This window comes from Pseudomonas sp. NPDC089569 (genome assembly GCF_050280625.1).
Taxonomy (GTDB): domain Bacteria; phylum Pseudomonadota; class Gammaproteobacteria; order Pseudomonadales; family Pseudomonadaceae; genus Aquipseudomonas.
Genome location: NZ_JBNNVQ010000065.1, coordinates 14,136 through 33,264 on the forward strand (window position 1 = coordinate 14,136; position 19,129 = coordinate 33,264).

The window sequence follows — 19,129 nt, forward strand, 5'->3', positions numbered from 1 at the left end:
TCCTACAGGCGAAGGCGTTTTCGATGGCGCTGCACGACGCGAAGCCGCCATCGCTGGCAAGCCAGCTCCCACAGAGCCGTGCAACACCGATATTTCGTGGCGCCGCCAATTTCGTAGGAGCCAGGCTTGCCGGCGAAGGCGTTTTCCAAGGCGCTGCATGACGTCGGGTTCGCCTTCGCGGGCAAGCCTCGCTCCTACAGGCGAAGGCGTTTTCGACGGCGCTGCATGACGTTGGGTCCGCCTTCGCCGGCAAGCCTGGCTCCTACCGGCAAAGGCGTTTTCGAAGGCACTGCATGATGCGCCCCATCGTCAGTAAACATCCCGCAGATAACGCTTCTGCTCACTCATCTGCCGCCAGTAGTCCGCCGCGCCTTCGGTGCACAGTCCGCCATGATCCTGGGCGATTCGGCGCAGGGTCTGGTCGACATCCCTGGCCATCCGGGTGGCATCGCCGCAGATGTACAACTGCGCACCTTCCTGCAGCCAGCGCCACAGCTCGGCCCCTTGTTCGCGGATGCGATCCTGCACGTAGATCTTCTGTGCCTGATCACGGGAAAACGCCAGGCTCAATTGCGTCAGCAGGCCATCGCGCTGCATGCCTTGCAATTCGTCGCGATAGTAGAAGTCGCTTTCAGCGTGTTGCTCACCAAAGAACAGCCAGTTCCTGCCCAGGTCGCCCCGTGCGCGGCGTTCCTGCAGGAAGGCGCGAAACGGTGCCACACCCGTACCGGGGCCGATCATGATCATCGGCACGTTGCCGTCGGCCGGTGCCCGAAAGTGCCTGGACTGTTGCACGAACACCGGCACGTCGATGTCCCCGGCCCGGTCGGCGAGGAAGGTCGAGGACACGCCCTTGCGCTTGCCATAGCGCACAGCGGCCACGGTCAGGTGAACCTCTTGCGGATGCGCCTTGGGGCTCGAAGAAATCGAGTACAGGCGCGGTTGCAGGCGCTTGAGGGTGCCCAGTAATTCAGGGGCAGAACAGTCCACCGGAAATTCTTGCAACACGTCCGCCAGTTGCCGGCCCCATAACCATTCTTTCAGTTCAGCCTTGCGTTCACTGCCCAGCAGTTGTTTCAACGCCGGATTGCGCGAGCGCTCCGCAATGAAGGCCAACGTCTCGCTGCCGGGGCGGGCGATTTCAAAGTGTTCGGCCAATGCCTGCCGCAAGGGCAGCTCGCCGACCTTGTCGACATTGACCGATGCATCGCCAGCCAGCCCTGTCAATGCCAGCATCTCACTGACCAGCTCCGGGCAGTTGCGTGGCCACACGCCAAGGGCATCGCCGGCCTCGTAACGGAGCCCGGAATCGTCCAGCGCCAGGGAAAACAGGCGGGTCTCTTTGTTGGCGCTCTGGCTGTTGAGGTGCAGGTTGCTCAGCAATCGGGAGGCGTAAGGGTTGGCCTTGTCCGGTGTCGAGACCGGACTGGCCGTGGCGAGCGCGGTGGGCTTTGCCGTTTGCGGTTGCAACGACAACAGCAACTCGCTCAGCCATTGATCGGCTCGCGCCTCGAACTCCGTGTCGCAATCGACCCGCTCCAGCAACCGCGTCGCACCGAGCTCTTCAAGGCGTCGGTCGAGTTGTTTGCCGTGCCGGCAGAACTGGTCGTAATTGGCATCGCCCAGGGCCAGCACGGCAAAGCGCAGGGACTCCAGGCGTGTCTGGGTACTGCTCAGGGTTTGCCAGAAACCCTCGCCATTGTCCGGTGCATCGCCGTCGCCGAAGGTGCTGCTGATCAGGGCCAGGTTTTGCGTGCCGGCGAGTCTTTCCGGCGGGAAATCCGCCATCGCGCTCAACTCCACGCTGATACCACCCTCGCGTAAACGACCGGCAAATCGCTCGGCCAGCGTTTCGGCATTCCCGGTTTGCGAGGCCCACAACAAGGTCACGGCCGGTTTGACGTTGACCGGTTCAGTGCTGTTGCCCAACGCCGGTGTGGTGGTCTCGACCCGGCTGAACAAGCCACCCAGCACACCGTCGAGCCATAACCGCGTGTCGCTGGCCAGGGGCGCGTTGGCGGGCAGGACGGGCACGCCCACCGCTTGCCGGCCCGCCGTGGATTGCAGGCCACTGACGAAACCGGCGAGGTACAGGCGCTCCTGATCATTGAGGGATGGAGAGGGCAGGCGACTGACGCCGACGAGATCGGCAAAGGCCTCGATACACGACATGGCGGGTTCCTCTTGAGAGGGGCAGGCGGTGGGAATGGGGCAAACCGGGTGCAGCTCGTTGGCCGCAGGTCCGGGCACTTCGAGGAACTGATGTTCGATCAGCTCGACCCTTTGCAGGGCGACGGCGCAGAACTTCAATTCCGGTTGCAGCGAAATCGGGTCGACCGCGTCGTGGGTCACCGCATTGATCGCCAGGTTTTCACCGAAGACATCATTCCAGTGAAAGGGCGCAAAACAGTTGCCGGGGCGCACCCGGTCCGTCACCACGGCCGGCAGTACGGCGCGACCACGCACGGAACTCACTTCGACCAGGTCCTTGTCGCGAATGCCGAATGTGGCGGCGTCGTCCGGATGAATCTCAACGAACGGCCCGGGATTGAGCTTGTTCAGGGTCGCAACCTTGCCGGTCTTGGTCAGGGTGTGCCACTGGTGTTGCAGGCGTCCGGTGTTGAGCACAAGGGGAAAGGTTTTATCGGGCATTTCCGCCGGTGGCAGGTGTGGACGCGCGAAGAAGATGCCCTTGCCGTGCTCGGTGGCAAAGGCGAGCGCCGGGCGGCTGCCATCGGCATCGACCTTCAGCGTCTGACTCAGACCGTTGTTGAGATAGCGAATCGGATGGCGGTCTTCAAGATCATGTTCGGCGCATGGCCATTGCAGCGGTTTCTCCCGCAGGCGCGCATGACTGGCGCCGCGGATGTCATAGCCAGTCTTCGGATTCCAGGCGCGCTTGATCTCCTCGAACACCTCGGCCGCAGAACCGTAGGTGAAGGCTCCGGCAAAACCCATGGCGCAGGCCACCCTGGCGATGATCTGCCAGTCGGCCAGCGCTTCGCCGGGGGCGTCCACGGCTTTTTGCATCAGCGTCAGGTTGCGCTCGGAATTGATCATCACCCCTTCGGCCTCGGCCCACAGCGCACCGGGCAGCAGGATGTCGGCGTAGCGGTTGGTCTCGGTGTCGAGGTAGGCGTCCTGGGTGATGACCAGTTCGGCGGCCTGCAAACCCTCGATCACCGTGCGGCGGTTGGGCACCGACGCCACCGGGTTGGTGCAGATGATCCAGCAGGCCTTGATCCGGCCCGCCGCCATTTGCTCGAACATCGCCACGGTGCCCGCGCCGCTGGTACGCGGCAGGCTGTCGCGGGGGATGCTCCACAGATCCTCGATAAAGGCCCGGTCGGCGTCCACCAGCACCGAACGCTGGCCGGGCAGGCCGGGGCCCATGTAGCCCATTTCGCGACCGCCCATGGCATTGGGTTGCCCGGTCAGGGAAAACGGCCCGCTGCCCGGCCGGCAGATCGCGCCGGTGGCCAGGTGCAGGTTGCACAGGGCGTTGGTGTTCCAGGTGCCGTGGGTGCTCTGGTTGAGCCCCATGGTCCAGCAACTCATCCACTCGGCCGCTTCGCCGATCCATTGGGCGGCCTGGCGAATGTCCGCTTCGGCAAGGCCAGTGATGTGCGCCACCCTGGGCGGCGAATAATCGTCGAGGAATTCCGGCATGGCGTCCCAGCCTTCGGTGAACGAGGCGATGAAGGCCGGGTCGGTATGGCCGTTTTTCACCAGCAGGTGCAGCAAGCCATTGAGCAGTGCCAGGTCGGTACCGGGGCGGATTTGCAGGAACAGCCCGGCCTTTTCCGCCGTGGCGCTGCGTCGCGGGTCGACCACGATCAGCCGGGCGCCGGCCTTGACCCGGTCCATCATGCGCAGGAACAGAATCGGATGGCAGTCAGCCATGTTGGCGCCGATGACGAAGAACAGGTCCGCGTGATCGAAATCCTGATAGGCGCCGGGCGGCCCGTCGGCACCGAGCGAGAGCTTGTAACCGCTGCCGGCGCTGGCCATGCACAGACGCGAGTTGGATTCGATGTTGGGCGTGCGGACAAAGCCCTTGGCCAGTTTGTTGATCAGGTACTGGGCTTCCAGCGACATCTGTCCCGACACGTAGAACGACAGCGCATCCGGCCCATGGCGATCGAGTATGCCGCGCAGCCTGCCGGCCGTTTCGAGGATGGCCTTGTCCATCGCGACCCGCGCCGGGTCATGGTCGCGGGCCTGGCGCAGGTAGGCGTGCTCCATCCGGCCGGATTCGGCGATGGCCTGTCCGCAAGTCGTGCCCTTGGTGCAGAGCCGGCCAAAGTTGGTCGGATGGGTCTTGTCGCCGGTGACCTTGATCACCCGGTTGCCCTCGACCTGCATGACGATGCCGCAGCCCACGCCACAATAGGGGCATACGCTGCGTACGGTGTTGTCTGCCATCCTCATTCCTCGAAACGCTGCCGGCACCCGGCCGGCCCACAAACGTAAAAGGCGCCATGCGGCCCTCCGTCGAAACGGGGGCTACACGGCGCCTTTGTCGTATAGGTGCAATCTGCGTTGACTGCGTATCAGGGATTTGCAAACAGCGGGCCACAACCTGCAAGGAGCAGCCTGCGGGGTTTGCGGGGGCTCGGGCGGTCAAGGCTCGACCGACCCATGCACTTTTTTATTGCGACGCGGGGCGAGGTGCACCAGCCCAAGGCGTGATTCTTGTAGGAGCGAGCAGGCTCCGGGCGGCGTTCCGACGATGGTCGTCAACGATGACGTGAGCTGTCTGGATGCCCGCGGTGTTCGGGCCTCCATCGCGAGCTTGCTCGCTCCTACAGGGAATCTGTGTTGCGCAAGGGCTCTGTGTGCTACGCGCCCCAACCCTCGCGGACCGCGCGCCGGATGCCTTCCAGCAACATGGCGAAGGCCGGGTTGTCATTGTTCTCGCGCCAGATCAGGTGCAGTTCGCTTTGCACCCCTTCACCCAGATCGATGTCGCGAAACACCACGTTCCTGAACACCACGCTGGTGGCGCAGCGGGGCACCAGGGCCAGGCCCATCGCCGCGTTGACCAGGGCGAGGATGGTCAGGGATGAACCGAGCCATTGCACGTAGTCCGGGGCGACGCGGGCCGAGCGCAACATACCGGTCAGCAATTCGTTGAACGGCGGGTAGGCGGCATGGGAGTACATCAGAAAGGGTTGGGCGTCGAGGTCCTGGACCGAGACGGTGGCAGCGGTGGCCAACGGATGCGAACTGGGTACCGCCAGCACGAAGGGTTCGCGCACCAGGCATTCGGTGGAGTAACCGGGCTCCAGCAGGGGCGCGCGGGTGATGCCCAGGTCGATGCGACGGGCGCGCAGGGCCTCGTGTTGCTGGTAGGTGTTCATTTCCGTCAGGTCGATCTTGACGTGGGGCTGCGTCAGTCGCGCCTCGGCGATGACTTTGGGCAGGAACTCGTACACCGCGCTGCCGACAAAACTGATGTTCACCGAACCGATGTCGCCCTCGGCAAAGCGCCTTGCCGTCACGGCGGCTTGCTGGGCGCGTTCCAGCAGGTTTTGTGCCTCGATGAAGAAGGCCCGACCCGCGGCAGTGAGGGCGACGCTGCGGGTGCTGCGGGTGAACAGCTCGACCCCCAGGTGATGCTCCAGCAACTGAATCTGCCGACTCAGCGGTGGCTGGGTCATGTTGAGGCGTTCGGCGGCGCGACGGAAATTCAGCTCGGTGGCCACGGTGGTAAAGCAGCGCAGTTGAGTCAGTTCGAACATTGATCTAATCCGGGTATCAATCGAATGCCAAGTTAGATTAGACGGGATCAATGTCGGCGTCCATGATCGGTCCATGGCTCAAGCAGCCCCTGAAGCTATCCCTAAAAAAACAATGATCGGGAGTCGCCCCTTGAAAACCCACCAGAGTCCACCCGACCCGAACGTGCTCGCCCGCGCTGCCGCCAAGGTCAAGCGCCACGTCCTGCCGCTGTTCGTGATCATGTTCATCGTCAACTATATCGACCGGGTCAACATTGGCTTCGTGCGCAGCCACATGGAGACCGACCTGGGCATTGGTGCGGCCGCCTATGGCCTGGGCGCCGGCCTGTTCTTCGTCGGTTACGCGATCTTCGAAGTGCCGTCCAACATGCTGCTGCAACGCTACGGCGCGCGAGCCTGGCTGACGCGCATCATGTTCACCTGGGGCGCCGCCGCCATGGCGATGGCCTTTGTGCGCGGCGAGACCAGTTTCTATCTGCTGCGCTTCATCCTCGGCGCCGCCGAAGCCGGTTTCTTTCCCGGCATCATTTATTACTTCACTCAATGGCTACCGGCGAGCGAGCGCGGCAAGGCCATGGCGATTTTCCTCAGCGGCTCGGCCATCGCCTCGGTGATCTCCGGTCCGGTGTCCGGTGCATTGCTGCACATCAATGGTTTGAGCCTGCACGGCTGGCAGTGGATGTTCCTGATCGAGGGCTTTGCCTCCATCGTGCTCTGCGGTTTTGTCTGGTTCTGGCTGCAATCGCACCCACGGCAAGCGAAATGGCTGAGCGATGAGGAAAAGTCCGCGTTGACCACCGCCATTGCCGAGGAACAACAGGCGCGCGAAGCCACCCGCACGGTCAAGCCGTCGATCTTCAAATTGCTGGCCGACCGGCAGATCCTGCTGTTCTGCTTCATCTACTTCTCCATCGCCCTGACCATTTACGGCGCCACGTTCTGGTTGCCGAGCATGATCAAGAAAATGGGCAACCTCGGCGATTTCCAGGTCGGCCTGTTCAATTCGATTCCGTGGATCATCTCCATCGTTGCGATGTACGGCTTCGCCGCGCTGGCCAGCAAGTGGAAATTCCAGCAGGCCTGGGTGGCGGTGACGCTGGTGATCGCCTCGATCGGCATGTTCATGTCCACCACCGGCGGCCCGGTCTTCGCCTTCGTCGCCATCTGTTTCGCCGCCATCGGTTTCAAGGCCGCTTCGGCCTTGTTCTGGCCGATCCCGCAAGGCTATCTCGATGCGCGTATCGCTGCGGCGGTGATTGCGCTGATCAACTCCATCGGCAATCTCGGCGGGTTCGTGGCCCCGACGGCCTTCGGTTTTCTGGAGCAGACCACTGGCTCCATCGAGGGCGGCCTGTACGGGTTGGCGTTGACTTCGCTGGTGGCCGCCATCGTGATTTTCTTCGCCCGCACTGCACCGCGCGCCCAGCCTTCGCTGACCAGCGAGCCGGCAGGGGAGGCCCGCGCAAAAAAGCCTCATAACCATCCAGCACTGAAATCCGATCCAACGGGAGCAGCCTCTTGAAAATCACACGAGTCACCGTCACCCCCATCGCCTTCCGGGATCCGCCCTTGCTCAATGCCAGCGGCATTCACGAACCCTTCGCGCTGCGCTCGATCATCGAGATCGAAAGCGACAATGGCTACATCGGCCTGGGCGAAAGTTACGGCGACGCGCCGGCGCTGGCGATCCAGCAGCAACTGCAAAGTCAGTTGATCGGCCTTGACCCGTTCAACCTCAACCAGTTGCGCGCCATCGTCCAGGCGACCGTGGCGGCGCACAAACCGGCGAGCCTGGCCGGTGCGGAACTGGCGCCCGGTTCTCACGCCAGCAAAGCGGTCAGCAATGCCTACTCGGCGTTCGAAGTGGCGTTTCTCGACTTGCAGGCGCATTACCTGAACGTACCGTTGGTCGACTTGCTGGGCGGGGCGATTCGCGATGAGATTCCGTTCAGCGCTTATCTGTTCTTCAAGTATGCGCAGCACGTCGATTCACCCTACAAGCCGGACAGCTGGGGCGAGGCGCTCAACGAAGAGCAGATCGTCGCCCAGGCGCGGCGGATGATCGAGGCCTACGGTTTCAAGAGCATCAAGCTCAAGGCCGGCACCTTGCCGCCGGAGCATGAAGTGTCGTGCATCAAGGCGTTGAAGAAAGCGTTCCCCGGCTACCCGCTGCGCATCGACCCGAACGGCAACTGGTCGCTGGAAACCTCGATCCGCATGGCCGAACTGCTGGGCGATGACCTGCAATATTACGAAGACCCGACACCGGGCCTGGACGGCATGGCCGAGCTGCATAAGCGCACCGGGTTGCCACTGGCGACCAATATGGTGGTCACCGATTTCGATGAGTTGCGTCGCAGCGTGGCGCAGGACAGCGTGCAGATCGTGCTCGCCGACCACCATTACTGGGGCGGCCTGCGCGACACCCAGGTGCTGGCCAGGATGTGCCAGACCTTCGGTCTTGGCGTGTCCATGCACTCGAACTCACACCTGGGCATCAGCCTGATGGCCATGGCCCATGTCGCAGCCTCGGTGCCCAATCTCGATTACGCCTGCGACACCCATTATCCGTGGCAGGAACCGGACGAAGAGGTGATCAAGGGGGGCAAGCTGCCCATCGTCGATGGTTGCGTGAAAATCACCCGCGCTCCGGGGCTGGGCCTGGAACTGGACCACGACCAGTTGGGCAAGCTGCACGACCAGTACCTGACCTGCGGCATTCGCCAGCGCGACGACGTCCGGCAGATGCAACGTTACAAGCCGGAGTGGAAGGCGGTGAAGCCGCGATTCTGATGGCAGGGTTTTGAAGAGCATGTAGCAACCTTTGGTCCGGGAAGCGTGGTCGCGCTTGCCCGGACTTTTTTTGCCTGGGGCGCGCTCCCGACCCGATTTCTGTAGGAGCGAGCAGGCTCGCGATGGTCGTCAACGATGACGTGGGCTGTCTGGATTCCCGCGGTGTCTGGGCCTCCATCGCGAGCGTGCTCGCTCCTACAGGGTCTATAACCCGTCTGCCAGGGACTTGAGGTATTGCGGGCTGTCGCTGATCGAATTGTGCCCCGCGCCTGCGATCACCTGAAGCGAGGCCACGCCTGGGGGGAAATGGCCTAGTAGCCGTTGAGTGCTGTCGCCGGGAATCACGTCGTCCTGCCCGGCGGCGATCAGGCGCGTCGGTACTTGAATGTGCCCGGCGTAGCGCCAGGATTCGAATTTGTCCTTTAACAGCCATTTCACCGGAAACCACGGAAACTGGCGTTCAGCGAGTTCCTCCAGGCTGTTGTACGGCGTGACCAGCACCAGTTTCGTCACCGGACGAACACTGGCCAGGCGCACGGCCACACCCGAACCCAGACTGCGACCGATCACGGCCACTTGCGGATGCTCGGTATAGACCTTGTCGAACAGGGCCATAGCATCACGGGCAATCGCCTCCTCGGAGGGCGAGCCGCTGCTGCCGCCGTAACCGCGGTAATGCAGCAAGTACAGGGCATGATCGGGGAAGGCGTCGGAAAATTGCGCCAGGCTGTGCGATACGTCCTCGGCATTGCCGCCAAAATAAATCAGCGCCTTGGGGCCCTCGTGCTTGCGAATCGACACCCGCACCTTGGCATCGTCAACCGGCAATGTGAGTGTTGCAACGGTGTGGACGGTAAGGGGTTGCGGATAGTAGATCAGCGCGCGCTGAAACACGTACAGCGCGGCGCACAGCGCCAGGTACAGCACTGCCGGGATGGCGACGAGCAACACCAGGGTTCGGGACATTCGACTAACGTGAGTGGACGGCATGGGCGACTCCGGGATGCCGTCAGAGTGTAGCTGGCGGCGACCTTGGTAACCGGCGACTACGCTGGTATTGGCAGCAGGACGCAATTGTTCGCCGTGAACGGGAACAGGAGGCAAGACCATGCAGACCCGCGCCATTCCTCGCAGCGCCGAAGCACTGCCCGTTGTCGGGCTGGGCACTTATCGCGGCTTTGATGTCGCCGCGGCCGATCCGGCGTGCAGGCAATTGCCTGGGGTATTGCGTGCGTTGTTCGAGAAGGGTGGCACGGTGATCGACAGTTCGCCGATGTACGGTCACGCCGAGCAGACCACCGGTGAGCTGCTGTCGATCCACGAGCCCCGTTCGCCAGCGTTCCTGGCGACCAAGGTGTGGACCCGTGGCCGCGAGGAAGGCATCGCGCAAATGGAACAATCCTTCAGGCGCTTGCAGACCGACCGTATCGACCTGATGCAGATTCACAACCTGCTGGACTGGCAGATCCATTTGCCGACCTTGCGCCATCTCAAGGAACAGGGGCGCATTCGTTATATCGGTATTACCCATTACAACGTCTCGGCCCATGAGGAAGTCGAAGCGGTGCTCAAGACCGAGCCCCTGGACTTTCTGCAGATCAACTATGCCCTGGATGATCGCGCCGTCGAGAAGCGCATCCTGCCGCTGTGCCGTGAGCGTGGCGTGGCGGTGATCTGCAATCGGCCTTTCGGCGGTGGCGGGCTGCTCGGACGGTTGCAGGGCAAGCCGTTGCCGGGCTGGGCGGCACAAGTGGGGGTCAAGACCTGGCCGCAACTGGCCCTCAAGTACCTGTTGTCGCATTCGGCGGTGACCTGCGTCATTCCCGGCACCGGCAACCCGCGCTATATGGCCGAAAACGCCGGGGCCGGATTCGGGCCGGCGCTCACCGATGCCCAGCGGCACCAGTTGATTGCGCTGCTCGGGTAGGCTCGCAGGCTAATTTCCCGGAGGGCGAGCGTGTTCCGCCAGCTCTCCTATACTGCTTCGCGTTGACCGGCTCGACGTAGCCAGAATGCCGTCCGGCACGTTGACGGCGCCCCACGACCACCACAGCAAGGAGATCGAACATGGCCATCCGCATTGGCGACGAAGCACCGGATTTCACCGCCGAAACCACCGAAGGCACGCTCAATTTTCATCAATGGATTGGCGACAAGTGGGCCATCCTGTTTTCCCATCCCAAGGACTTCACCCCGGTCTGCACCACCGAGCTGGGTTACCTGGCCAAGCTCAAACCGGAGTTCGACAAACGCAATACCAAAATCCTCGGGCTGAGCATCGACCCGGTCAGCGATCACAACAACTGGGTGGGCGACATCGAGGAAACCCAGGGCACCGCCGTCAACTACCCGCTGATCGGCGACGAGAACCTGGTCGTGGCCAAGCTCTATGACATGATCCACCCCAATGCCAGCGGCGGTTCGCGCACGGCGGTGGACAACGCCACGGTCCGTTCGGTGTTCATTGTCGGCCCGGACAAGAAGATCAAGGCGATGCTGATCTATCCAATGAGTGCCGGGCGCAATTTCGACGAAGTGCTGCGACTGCTCGACTCGTTGCAACTCAATGCCAAACACACCGTGGCGACCCCGGTGAACTGGCGTCCGGGTGAGGACGTGATCATCCCGACTTCGGTGTCCGATGAGGATGCGAAAAAGAAATACCCGGATGGCTTCAAGACCCTCAAGCCTTACCTGCGTACCGTGGCGCAGCCCAAGTAATCAAAAGCATCGCGAGCAGGCTCGCTCCCACAGAGGAATGCGATCCAATGTGGGAGCGAGCCTGCTCGCGATGGGGCCGGTCCTGCCAACCCATCAAGCCAGATACTTGCGAAACCACCCCAGCGTCCGATCCCACGCCAGTTTCGCCGCCGCTTCGTCATAGCGCGGCGTGGAGTCGTTGTGAAAGCCATGGTTGGCGCCAGGGTAGATGTACGCCTCATACACCTTGCCATTGGCCTTCAAGGCTTTTTCGTAGGCTGGCCAACCCTCGTTGATCCGCGTGTCCAGTTCGCCGTAGTGCAGCATGATCGGTGCCTTGATCCGCGGGACATCCTTGGCCTCGGGCTGGCGACCGTAGAACGACACCGCCGCACCCAGTTCCGGATAGGCCACGGCCGCCGCATTGGTCACGCCGCCGCCATAGCAGAAACCGGTGATACCGACTTTGCCGGTGCCCGCGTCATGTTTCATCAGCCACTCGATAGCGGCGAAGAAGTCGTTCATGAGTTTTTCCGGGTCGACCTTCTCCTGTAGCTCACGCCCCTTGTCGTCGTTACCGGGGTAGCCACCGACCGAGGTAAGTCCATCCGGGGCCAGAGCGATGAATCCGGCCTTGGCCAGGCGGCGGGCGACATCCTCGATGTAAGGATTGAGGCCACGGTTTTCATGCACGACGACCACCGCGCCGACTTTGCCGGTGGCCTTGGCCGGGCGCACCAGATAGCCGCGCACCTGTCCGTTGCCTTTGGGCGAAGGGTAGGTGATGTACTCGGCGAGGATGTCCGGGTCGGTGAATTCCACCTGTTCGGCGAGGGCGTAATCGGGGCTCAGGGAGGCCAGCAGGGCACTGGCAGTCAAGCCGCCCAGGGTGAACAACGCCGCCCGGTCGAGAAATTCGCGGCGGTTGATCAGGCCATGGGCGTAGTAGTCGTAGAGCTCCAACAGTTCCGGTGCAAAGTCTTTCGCGGTCAGACGGGTCATCTTTGCGTTTCCTCTTTGATAGCGGGCGATGTAGGAGCGAGGCTTGCCCGCGAAGACGGCGGCAAATCCAAAACAATTTGACAGACAGACCGCTTTCGCGGGCAAGCCTCGCTCCTACGGGGGAAAATTCCAAATGATTACCTTAGGCACTGCGCACCGGCTTTTGCCACCTGCGCATCCTGTTCGGCCTTGACCCCGGACACCCCGACGGCACCGATCACTTGTCCGTCATGGATGATCGGAACACCGCCTTCCAGGGAGGTCAGCAAGGGTGCCGAGAGGAAAGCGGTGCGTCCGCCGTTGACCATTTCCTCATACCCTTTGGATTCGCGACGGCCCAGGGCCGCGGTCCGGGCCTTTTCCGTGGCGATGTAGGCGCTGATGGGCGAGGCGCCGTCAAGGCGTTCCAGGGCCAGGGGATGGCCGCCGTCATCGACCACCACTATGCTCACCGGCCATTGGTTTGACTGGGCTTCGGCACGCGCAGTGGCGAGGATCCTTGCGACTTCGCTCTGGCCGAGCACGGCTTTGTTCTTCATGGGGTGCTCCAGGGTTCAATCAAGGCAGTTCGGCTTCGACCACTTCGATCCAGTGCCGGACCGGGGTGCGGCCCGCGCCGTCCAGGTGTGATTGGCAGCCGATGTTGGCGGTGACGATCACTTCGGGGTAACCGCTTTCCAGGGCATTCATTTTGTTGTCGCGCAATTGCCGGGACAATTCCGGCTGGGTCAGCGAGTAGGTGCCGGCAGAGCCGCAGCACAGGTGGCCGTCGGGCACGAAGGTCATGTTGAACCCCAGGCGTTCGAGCAGAGTTTCCACCGCACCACCGAGTTTCTGCGCATGCTGCAAGGTGCAGGGGCAGTGGAAGGCCAGGCGCCGGGCACTGTGTATGCCGAGTTTTTCCAGGGGTTCGTCGCGCAAGACTTCCACCAGATCCCTGGCCAGCGCACTGACGGTCCTGGCTTTTTCGGCGTAGGCCGGGTCGCTGCGAAGCAGATGGCCGTAATCCTTGATGAAAGCACCGCAACCGCTGGCGGTCTGCACGATGGCCTCGACCCCTTTTTCGATCTCCGGCCACCAGGCGTCGATGTTGTCACGAGCCCGGTCAAGCCCTGCGGCCTGGGCGTCGAGGTGATAGTCCACGGCACCGCAGCAACCGGCCTCGCGGCTCGGGGTGACACTGATGCCCAGGCGATCGAGCACCCTGGCGGCGGCCACGTTGGTATTGGGCGACAGGCCCGGTTGCACACAGCCTTCGAGCATCAACACATGCCGCGCATGGCGTGTGGCCGGGCGCGGTCCGCCCTGCGTCGCGCTACGCGGCAGCTTGCTCTGCAGTGCATCGGGCAACAGGGCGCGGAACACCTGGCCGCCGTTGACCAGGCCTTTGAACAGGTCCGGGTGCGGCACCAGGGTGCGCAAGCCTTCGCGCAACAAGCGCTGGCCGATCGGCCGTGGCACCGCGGCATCGACCACCGCGCGGCCGATGTCCAGCAAGTTGTGATAATCGACCCCGGACGGACAGGTGGTTTCGCAGTTGCGGCACGACAGGCAACGATCCAGGTGCTGCTGGGTCTTTTGCGTGACCTCGTTGCCTTCCAGCACCTGTTTGATCAGGTAGATACGCCCTCGCGGGCCGTCCAGCTCATCGCCAAGCAATTGATAGGTCGGGCAGGTGGCGTTGCAGAAGCCGCAGTGCACGCAGGTGCGCAGGATGCTGTCGGCTTCTTCGGCGCGGGGCAGGCGGCGGGCGCTTTCGCTCAAGGTGGTCTGCATGATTCAAAGCTCCGCGTACATTCGGCCGGGGTTGAAGATGCCCTGGGGATCGAGTTGTTGCTTGAGGCGCTGGTGGTAGCGCAACAGGGCGGCGGGCAACGGCTGGAACGGGCTGTCGGTCAGACCGTGGCTGAAGCAGGTCACGTGGCCGCCGAACTCGGCGACCACCTGGCGGATGAAGGGCGCCTGGGCGTCGGATTTGAGCCAGCGCTGGGCACCGCCCCAATCGATCAGTTGCCGGCCGGGCAGGGACAGCCTGGGGGTATTGTTCGGCAGCGACAGGCGCCATAGCGGCTGGTCTTCGTCGAAGAAGTCCAGGCGCTGTTCGTTGAGGTCGGCCCACCAGGCGTTGTCCAGGTATTCGCCGCCCAGGCGATCCCGAGCGGCCGATACCGAACCTTCGCCGCCCTCAAGGCGCAGGTGCAGGCACTCGCCGTCATGGCAGGCGGCGCTGATCGGCAAGGGTTGCTGGCCCCACTGCGCCAGGTGCTGCAAGGCCCGTTCGTTGCTCATTTGCAGGCTGATGCTCAAGGTCTGGCGGGGCTTGGGCAGGACCTTGAGTGACACCTCGGTGATCAGCCCCAAGGTGCCAAGGCTGCCGGCCATCAGACGCGACACATCGTAGCCGGCGACGTTTTTCATCACCTCACCGCCGAAGCGCAGGTGCTTGCCGGAGCCTGTGATCACCCGGGTGCCCAGGACGAAATCGCGGACCGCCCCCGACCAGGGGCGCCGTGGCCCCGATAACCCGCAGGCAATCATGCCGCCCACCGTGGCGTCGTCACCGAAGGCAGGTGGCTCGCAAGCCAGCATCTGCCCGGCGTCGTCGAGCACCTGCGCAAGTTCGGCCAGCGGCGTGCCGCAGCGTACCGTGATGACCAGTTCGGTCGGGTCATAGCTGACAATGCCGCGATGAGTGCGCGTGTCGAGTATTTCGCCCGCCGTTGTGCGCCCCAGGAAGGATTTGCTGTTGGCGCCCTGGATGCGCAGCGGCGTGGCGTTTTCCAGTGCCCGGTTGACCTGTTCCAGCAGGGCGCCGCTGTCGTCGACATCGCGTGTGCCCTGCATCAGAAACGCTCCAGGTCAGGGAAAGGCAACTGCCCGGCGTGGACATGCAGGGCGCCGAACTCGGCGCAGCGGTGCAGGGTCGGGATGTTCTTGCCGGGATTGAGCAGGCCGCCGGGATCGAACGCTGCCTTGACCGAATGGAACAGGGTCAGTTCATCACTGTTGAACTGCGCACACATCTGATTGATCTTCTCGCGGCCCACGCCGTGTTCGCCGGTGATGCTGCCGCCCACCTCGACGCACAACTCCAGAATCTTGCCGCCCAGGGTTTCGGCGCGCGCAAGTTCGCCCGGTTGGTTGGCATCGAACAGAATCAGCGGATGCATGTTGCCATCGCCGGCATGGAACACGTTGGCCACCCGCAGGCCGTATTCGGCCGACAGCCGGGCGATGGCGCGCAGTACGCCGGGCAACTCGCGACGCGGGATGGTGCCGTCCATGCAGTAATAGTCCGGCGACAAACGACCCACCGCCGGGAAGGCATTCTTGCGGCCGGCCCAGAACCGTACGCGCTCGGCTTCATCCCGGGCCTGGCGCACTTCAACGGCACCGGCCTGTTCAAGCACCTGGCGCACGCGGTTGCAGTCGTCATGAACGTCGGCTTCGACGCCATCGAGCTCGCACAACAGAATGGCCTCGGCGTCGACCGGGTAACCGGCGTGGATGAAGTCTTCGGCGGCACGGATGGCCAGGTTGTCCATCATCTCAAGGCCGCCGGGGATGATGCCGGCGGCAATGATGTCGCCCACGGCCCGGCCGGCCTTTTCCACTGAGTCGAACGCCGCCAGCAGCACTTTTGCGCACTGGGGTTTGGGCAGCAACTTGACGGTGACTTCGGTGATCACCCCGAGCAGGCCTTCGGAGCCGGTAAACAGCGCCAGAAGATCTAGGCCCGGCGAATCGAGGGCATTGGAGCCCAGGCTCAGGTGTTCACCGTCGACGGTGAGAATGTCGACCTGGAGCACGTTGTGCACGGTCAGACCGTACTTCAGGCAATGCACGCCGCCTGCGTTTTCCGCGACGTTGCCGCCGATGGAACAGGCGATTTGCGACGACGGATCCGGCGCATAGTACAAACCGTACGGCGCGGCGGCCTGGGAAATCGCCAGGTTGCGCACCCCCGGCTGGACCCGCGCGGTACGGGCGGCGGGATCGATGTGCAGGATCTGATTGAAGCGTGCCATCACCAGCAGCACGCCTTTTTCCAGGGGCAGGGCGCCGCCGGACAAACCGGTTCCCGCCCCCCGGGCGATGACCGGTACATGCCGCGCATGGCACAGGCGCAACACGCCCTGAACCTGGGCAATGTCACGGGGCAACACCACCAGCATCGGTGTGGTGCGATAGGCCGAGAGGCCGTCACATTCGTACGGCCGGAGTTCTTCCTGCTGATGCAGCACTTCGAGTGTCGGCATCTGCGTTTGCAGGGCCAGCAGCAGCGCGTTTTTGTCGACGTCGGGCAGGGTGCCGTCGACGCGTTCATCGTAGAGAATGTTCATCGGCCTACTTATCCGTTTATGAACAATCGTTTGAGCGTATCACTGGCTCAATGCCCGCCCACCACCAGGTGACTGAAGGGCGCGACATAGGCTTGCAGCGTCACCAGCGTGCCCACCAGGATTGCCAGGACAATCGAGTGGAAGAACACGTAGCGCAGGATTTCACCTTCATGGCCGTACCAGCGGGTGGCGGTGGAGGCGACCACAATCGACTGGGCGTCGACCATTTTGCCCATGACCCCGCCGGAGCTGTTGGCGGCGGCCATCAACACCGGGTTCAGCCCCAGCTGTTCCGAGGTGACCCGTTGCAGCCCGCCGAACAGCACGTTGGAGGCCGTGTCCGAACCGGTCAGGGCCACACCCAACCAGCCCAGCAGCGTGCCGAACATGGGATAGAAGACGCCCGTCGCGGCAAAGGCCAGGCCCATGGTGGCATCGAGGCCCGAGTAGCGGGTCAGGAAGCCCAGGGCGAGCATCGCGGTAATGGTGATCAAGGAGTAGCGCACCACCCAGATCGTGCGCAGGTACTGGCGGATCAACTGCGGGATCGAGTAGCCCATCAGCAGCCCGCCGACAATCGCCGCCAGCAGGATGCCGCTGCCGGTGGCCGTGAACCAGGTGAATTTGTAGACCGCGTCTTCGGTCTTCGGCGCCGGCACCACCGGCGGCACTTTCTCGACCTGTTGATGAATGGTGGTGAACGTCAGGACCGGAGCGAACACCGGGTTGGCTTCGCTCAGCGGCTTGCCTTGCGGGTCGAGCTTGGCCGAATGGGTGACCGGATCGATGGCCGCGCGGGTATCGAAACTGTTCTTGAAGCCCTGGGTGCCCCAGGCGAACACGAAAATGGTGAGGATGATCCACGGCAGCCAGGCGCGCCACACGGCTTTTTGCGAATCACCGGCGAACGTGCCAGTCGGCTCGGGCTTGCTGTCATGTTCGGCATCGATCTTCGAGTTGTCGACCCGTCCGGTCAGGGCGGCCGAGGTGTGCACCGTGGCCGGTTTCCACACCCGGAGGAACGCGGTAAGGCAGGCCATGGATATCAGTGCGGCGATCACGTCCACCAGCATTGGCCCGTGATAGTTCGACACCAGGAATTGCGGGATGGCGAAGCTGACGCCGGCGACGAGAATCGCCGGCCAGACTTCCAGCATCTTGCGCCAACCGGCGAAGGCCCAGATCAGCCAGAACGGTACGATGACCGAGAAGAACGGCAGTTGACGGCCCACCATCATCGACAGTTCCATCTCATCGAGGCCGGTGACCTTGGCCAGGGTGATGATCGGCGTGCCCAGGGCACCGAAGGCCACCGGGGCGGTGTTGGCGATCAGTGCCAGGCCCGACGCGGCCAGGGGTGAAAAGCCCAACCCGATCAGGATGGCACCGGTCACGGCCACCGGCGTACCAAAACCGGCGGCCCCTTCGAAGAACGCGCCAAAGCAGAAGGCGATCAACAACAACTGCAGGCGACGGTCGTCGGTAATCCGCGCCAGGGAATCCTGCAGCACCTTGAACGAGCCGTTTTCGGTGGTCAGGCGATGCAGAAAGATGATGTTCAACACGATCCAGCCGATGGGCAACAGGCCGTTGGCCGCGCCGTACAACGCCGCGGAACCGGCCATGTTGGCGGGCATGCCGAAGGCGAAAATCGCGATCACCAGCGCCGAGGCCAAGGCGAGCAGCGCGGCAATGTGCGCCTTGACATGAAAGAACGCCAGGGAGGCCAGCATCACCACCACCGGCACGGCAGCCATGAGGGTAGAAAGCACCGGGTTATGGAATGGATCGTAGATTTGTTGCCAGACCATGTTCCACCTCTGCTTTTTATTGTTGGCAGTGCGGGCCCCGTGCGGGGTAGGTGGGCACAAGTATAGGTGGCATTACGCAACTGTCAGGGGGGGCCGGCGGTCCCGCGAGTCAGCGCATCTCGGGGGGCTGAGCTAGCATTGGCAATGGGCACCACTGCGGCTTCGGGAGGCATGCGGCAATGACTGAACGCCATCTGGTCCACAAGGAAACGCTTTCCAACGGCTGCAGTATCGAGGTCAAGGCCGAGATACTGAGGGATGGCTCGTTGGGGATGTTCATCGGCGTCTACCGGCCCGACGGCACGGTGATCGACGAGAACCACGACCCCCACCCGCACATGCTGGACATGGAGGCGGCGATGGATTGGGGCATCGACATTGCCAAGGGGATTGGCAACAGTCAGAGAACGTTGTAGCGGATGACTTTGGATTTGCGGTGACGCCATCGCTGTAGGAGCGAGCATGCTCGCGAAGAACCCGAGGACACCGCAGGGCGTCAGGATCCCCGCGTCATCGTTGACGTCCATCGCGAGCATGCTCGCTCCTACAGGCGATGCTTTTAGTGCTTGAACATCACATGCCGCACGACGGTGTAATCCTCCAGCCCATACATCGACATGTCCTTGCCATAACCGGACAGTTTCTGCCCGCCATGGGGCATTTCGCTGACCAGCATGAAGTGCGTGTTGACCCAGGTGCAGCCGTACTGCAAGCGGGCCGACAGGCGATGGGCGCG

15 protein-coding genes are annotated in these 19,129 nt (G+C 63.1%); 5 read left to right on the forward strand and 10 right to left on the reverse strand.

From position 1 onward, the window contains the following. Positions 1-309 precede the first annotated feature (309 nt). Both ACQKP2_RS21745 and ACQKP2_RS21750 read right to left on the reverse strand, forming a co-directional pair. Entirely contained in the window at positions 310-4,425 is a 4,116-nt protein-coding gene (locus ACQKP2_RS21745) for a molybdopterin-dependent oxidoreductase (RefSeq protein ID WP_427579328.1), read from the reverse strand. 416 nt (positions 4,426-4,841) lie between these two features. Beyond that, positions 4,842-5,744 carry a LysR family transcriptional regulator gene (locus ACQKP2_RS21750; protein WP_427579329.1) on the reverse strand — a complete coding sequence of 301 codons (903 nt, stop codon included), beginning with the start codon at positions 5,742-5,744 and terminating at the stop codon, positions 4,842-4,844. Positions 5,745-5,874: 130 nt separating this feature from the next. Here ACQKP2_RS21750 and ACQKP2_RS21755 point away from each other — a divergent pair, with 130 nt between their 5' ends. Beyond that, positions 5,875-7,266 (forward strand): MFS transporter, encoded by a 1,392-nt coding sequence (locus ACQKP2_RS21755; protein ID WP_427579331.1) that lies wholly within the window; start codon positions 5,875-5,877, stop codon positions 7,264-7,266. Continuing rightward, complete coding sequence (locus tag ACQKP2_RS21760; protein WP_427579333.1) at positions 7,263-8,537, forward strand: glucarate dehydratase family protein; 1,275 nt, start codon at positions 7,263-7,265, stop codon at positions 8,535-8,537. The genes ACQKP2_RS21755 and ACQKP2_RS21760 overlap by 4 nt, the downstream gene beginning before the upstream one ends. 204 nt (positions 8,538-8,741) lie before the next feature. Here the strand turns inward: ACQKP2_RS21760 and ACQKP2_RS21765 are convergent, their stop codons facing one another. Continuing rightward, positions 8,742-9,527 carry an alpha/beta hydrolase gene (locus ACQKP2_RS21765; RefSeq protein WP_427579334.1) on the reverse strand — a complete coding sequence of 262 codons (786 nt, stop codon included), beginning with the start codon at positions 9,525-9,527 and terminating at the stop codon, positions 8,742-8,744. A 118-nt stretch (positions 9,528-9,645) separates the two neighbouring features. Here ACQKP2_RS21765 and ACQKP2_RS21770 point away from each other — a divergent pair, with 118 nt between their 5' ends. After that, positions 9,646-10,464 (forward strand): aldo/keto reductase, encoded by an 819-nt coding sequence (locus tag ACQKP2_RS21770; RefSeq protein WP_427579336.1) that lies wholly within the window; start codon positions 9,646-9,648, stop codon positions 10,462-10,464. A gap of 140 nt (positions 10,465-10,604) precedes the next feature. After that, on the forward strand, positions 10,605-11,258 hold the full coding sequence (locus ACQKP2_RS21775) for a peroxiredoxin (RefSeq protein ID WP_427579338.1): 654 nt from the start codon (positions 10,605-10,607) through the stop codon (positions 11,256-11,258). 93 nt (positions 11,259-11,351) lie between these two features. On the opposite strand, the gene yghX is transcribed toward ACQKP2_RS21775, so the two are convergent. From yghX to ACQKP2_RS21805, 6 genes are all read right to left on the reverse strand, one after another. After that, positions 11,352-12,239: a YghX family hydrolase gene (gene yghX / locus ACQKP2_RS21780; protein ID WP_427579339.1), complete on the reverse strand. Its 888-nt coding sequence runs from the start codon at positions 12,237-12,239 to the stop codon at positions 11,352-11,354. A gap of 137 nt (positions 12,240-12,376) precedes the next feature. After that, on the reverse strand, positions 12,377-12,778 hold the full coding sequence (locus ACQKP2_RS21785; protein WP_427579340.1) for a heme-binding protein: 402 nt from the start codon (positions 12,776-12,778) through the stop codon (positions 12,377-12,379). Positions 12,779-12,797: 19 nt separating this feature from the next. Then, the gene (gene glcF, locus ACQKP2_RS21790; RefSeq protein WP_427579342.1) at positions 12,798-14,015 is read right to left on the reverse strand and encodes a glycolate oxidase subunit GlcF; all 1,218 of its coding nucleotides are present in this window, start codon (positions 14,013-14,015) and stop codon (positions 12,798-12,800) included. A 3-nt stretch (positions 14,016-14,018) separates the two neighbouring features. After that, the gene (gene glcE / locus ACQKP2_RS21795) at positions 14,019-15,083 is read right to left on the reverse strand and encodes a glycolate oxidase subunit GlcE (protein WP_427579343.1); all 1,065 of its coding nucleotides are present in this window, start codon (positions 15,081-15,083) and stop codon (positions 14,019-14,021) included. Continuing rightward, entirely contained in the window at positions 15,083-16,582 is a 1,500-nt protein-coding gene (gene glcD, locus ACQKP2_RS21800) for a glycolate oxidase subunit GlcD (RefSeq protein WP_427579345.1), read from the reverse strand. The genes glcE and glcD overlap by 1 nt, the downstream gene beginning before the upstream one ends. 47 nt (positions 16,583-16,629) lie before the next feature. Next, positions 16,630-18,393 (reverse strand): L-lactate permease, encoded by a 1,764-nt coding sequence (locus ACQKP2_RS21805; RefSeq protein WP_427579347.1) that lies wholly within the window; start codon positions 18,391-18,393, stop codon positions 16,630-16,632. 179 nt (positions 18,394-18,572) lie between these two features. Here ACQKP2_RS21805 and ACQKP2_RS21810 point away from each other — a divergent pair, with 179 nt between their 5' ends. Then, positions 18,573-18,809, forward strand: a complete 237-nt coding sequence (locus ACQKP2_RS21810; RefSeq protein ID WP_427579348.1) for a hypothetical protein — start codon at positions 18,573-18,575, stop codon at positions 18,807-18,809. Positions 18,810-18,952: 143 nt separating this feature from the next. Here the strand turns inward: ACQKP2_RS21810 and ACQKP2_RS21815 are convergent. Further along, a partial coding sequence (locus ACQKP2_RS21815) for an aldehyde dehydrogenase family protein (RefSeq protein ID WP_427579350.1) occupies positions 18,953-19,129 on the reverse strand: 177 nt, incomplete at its 5' end.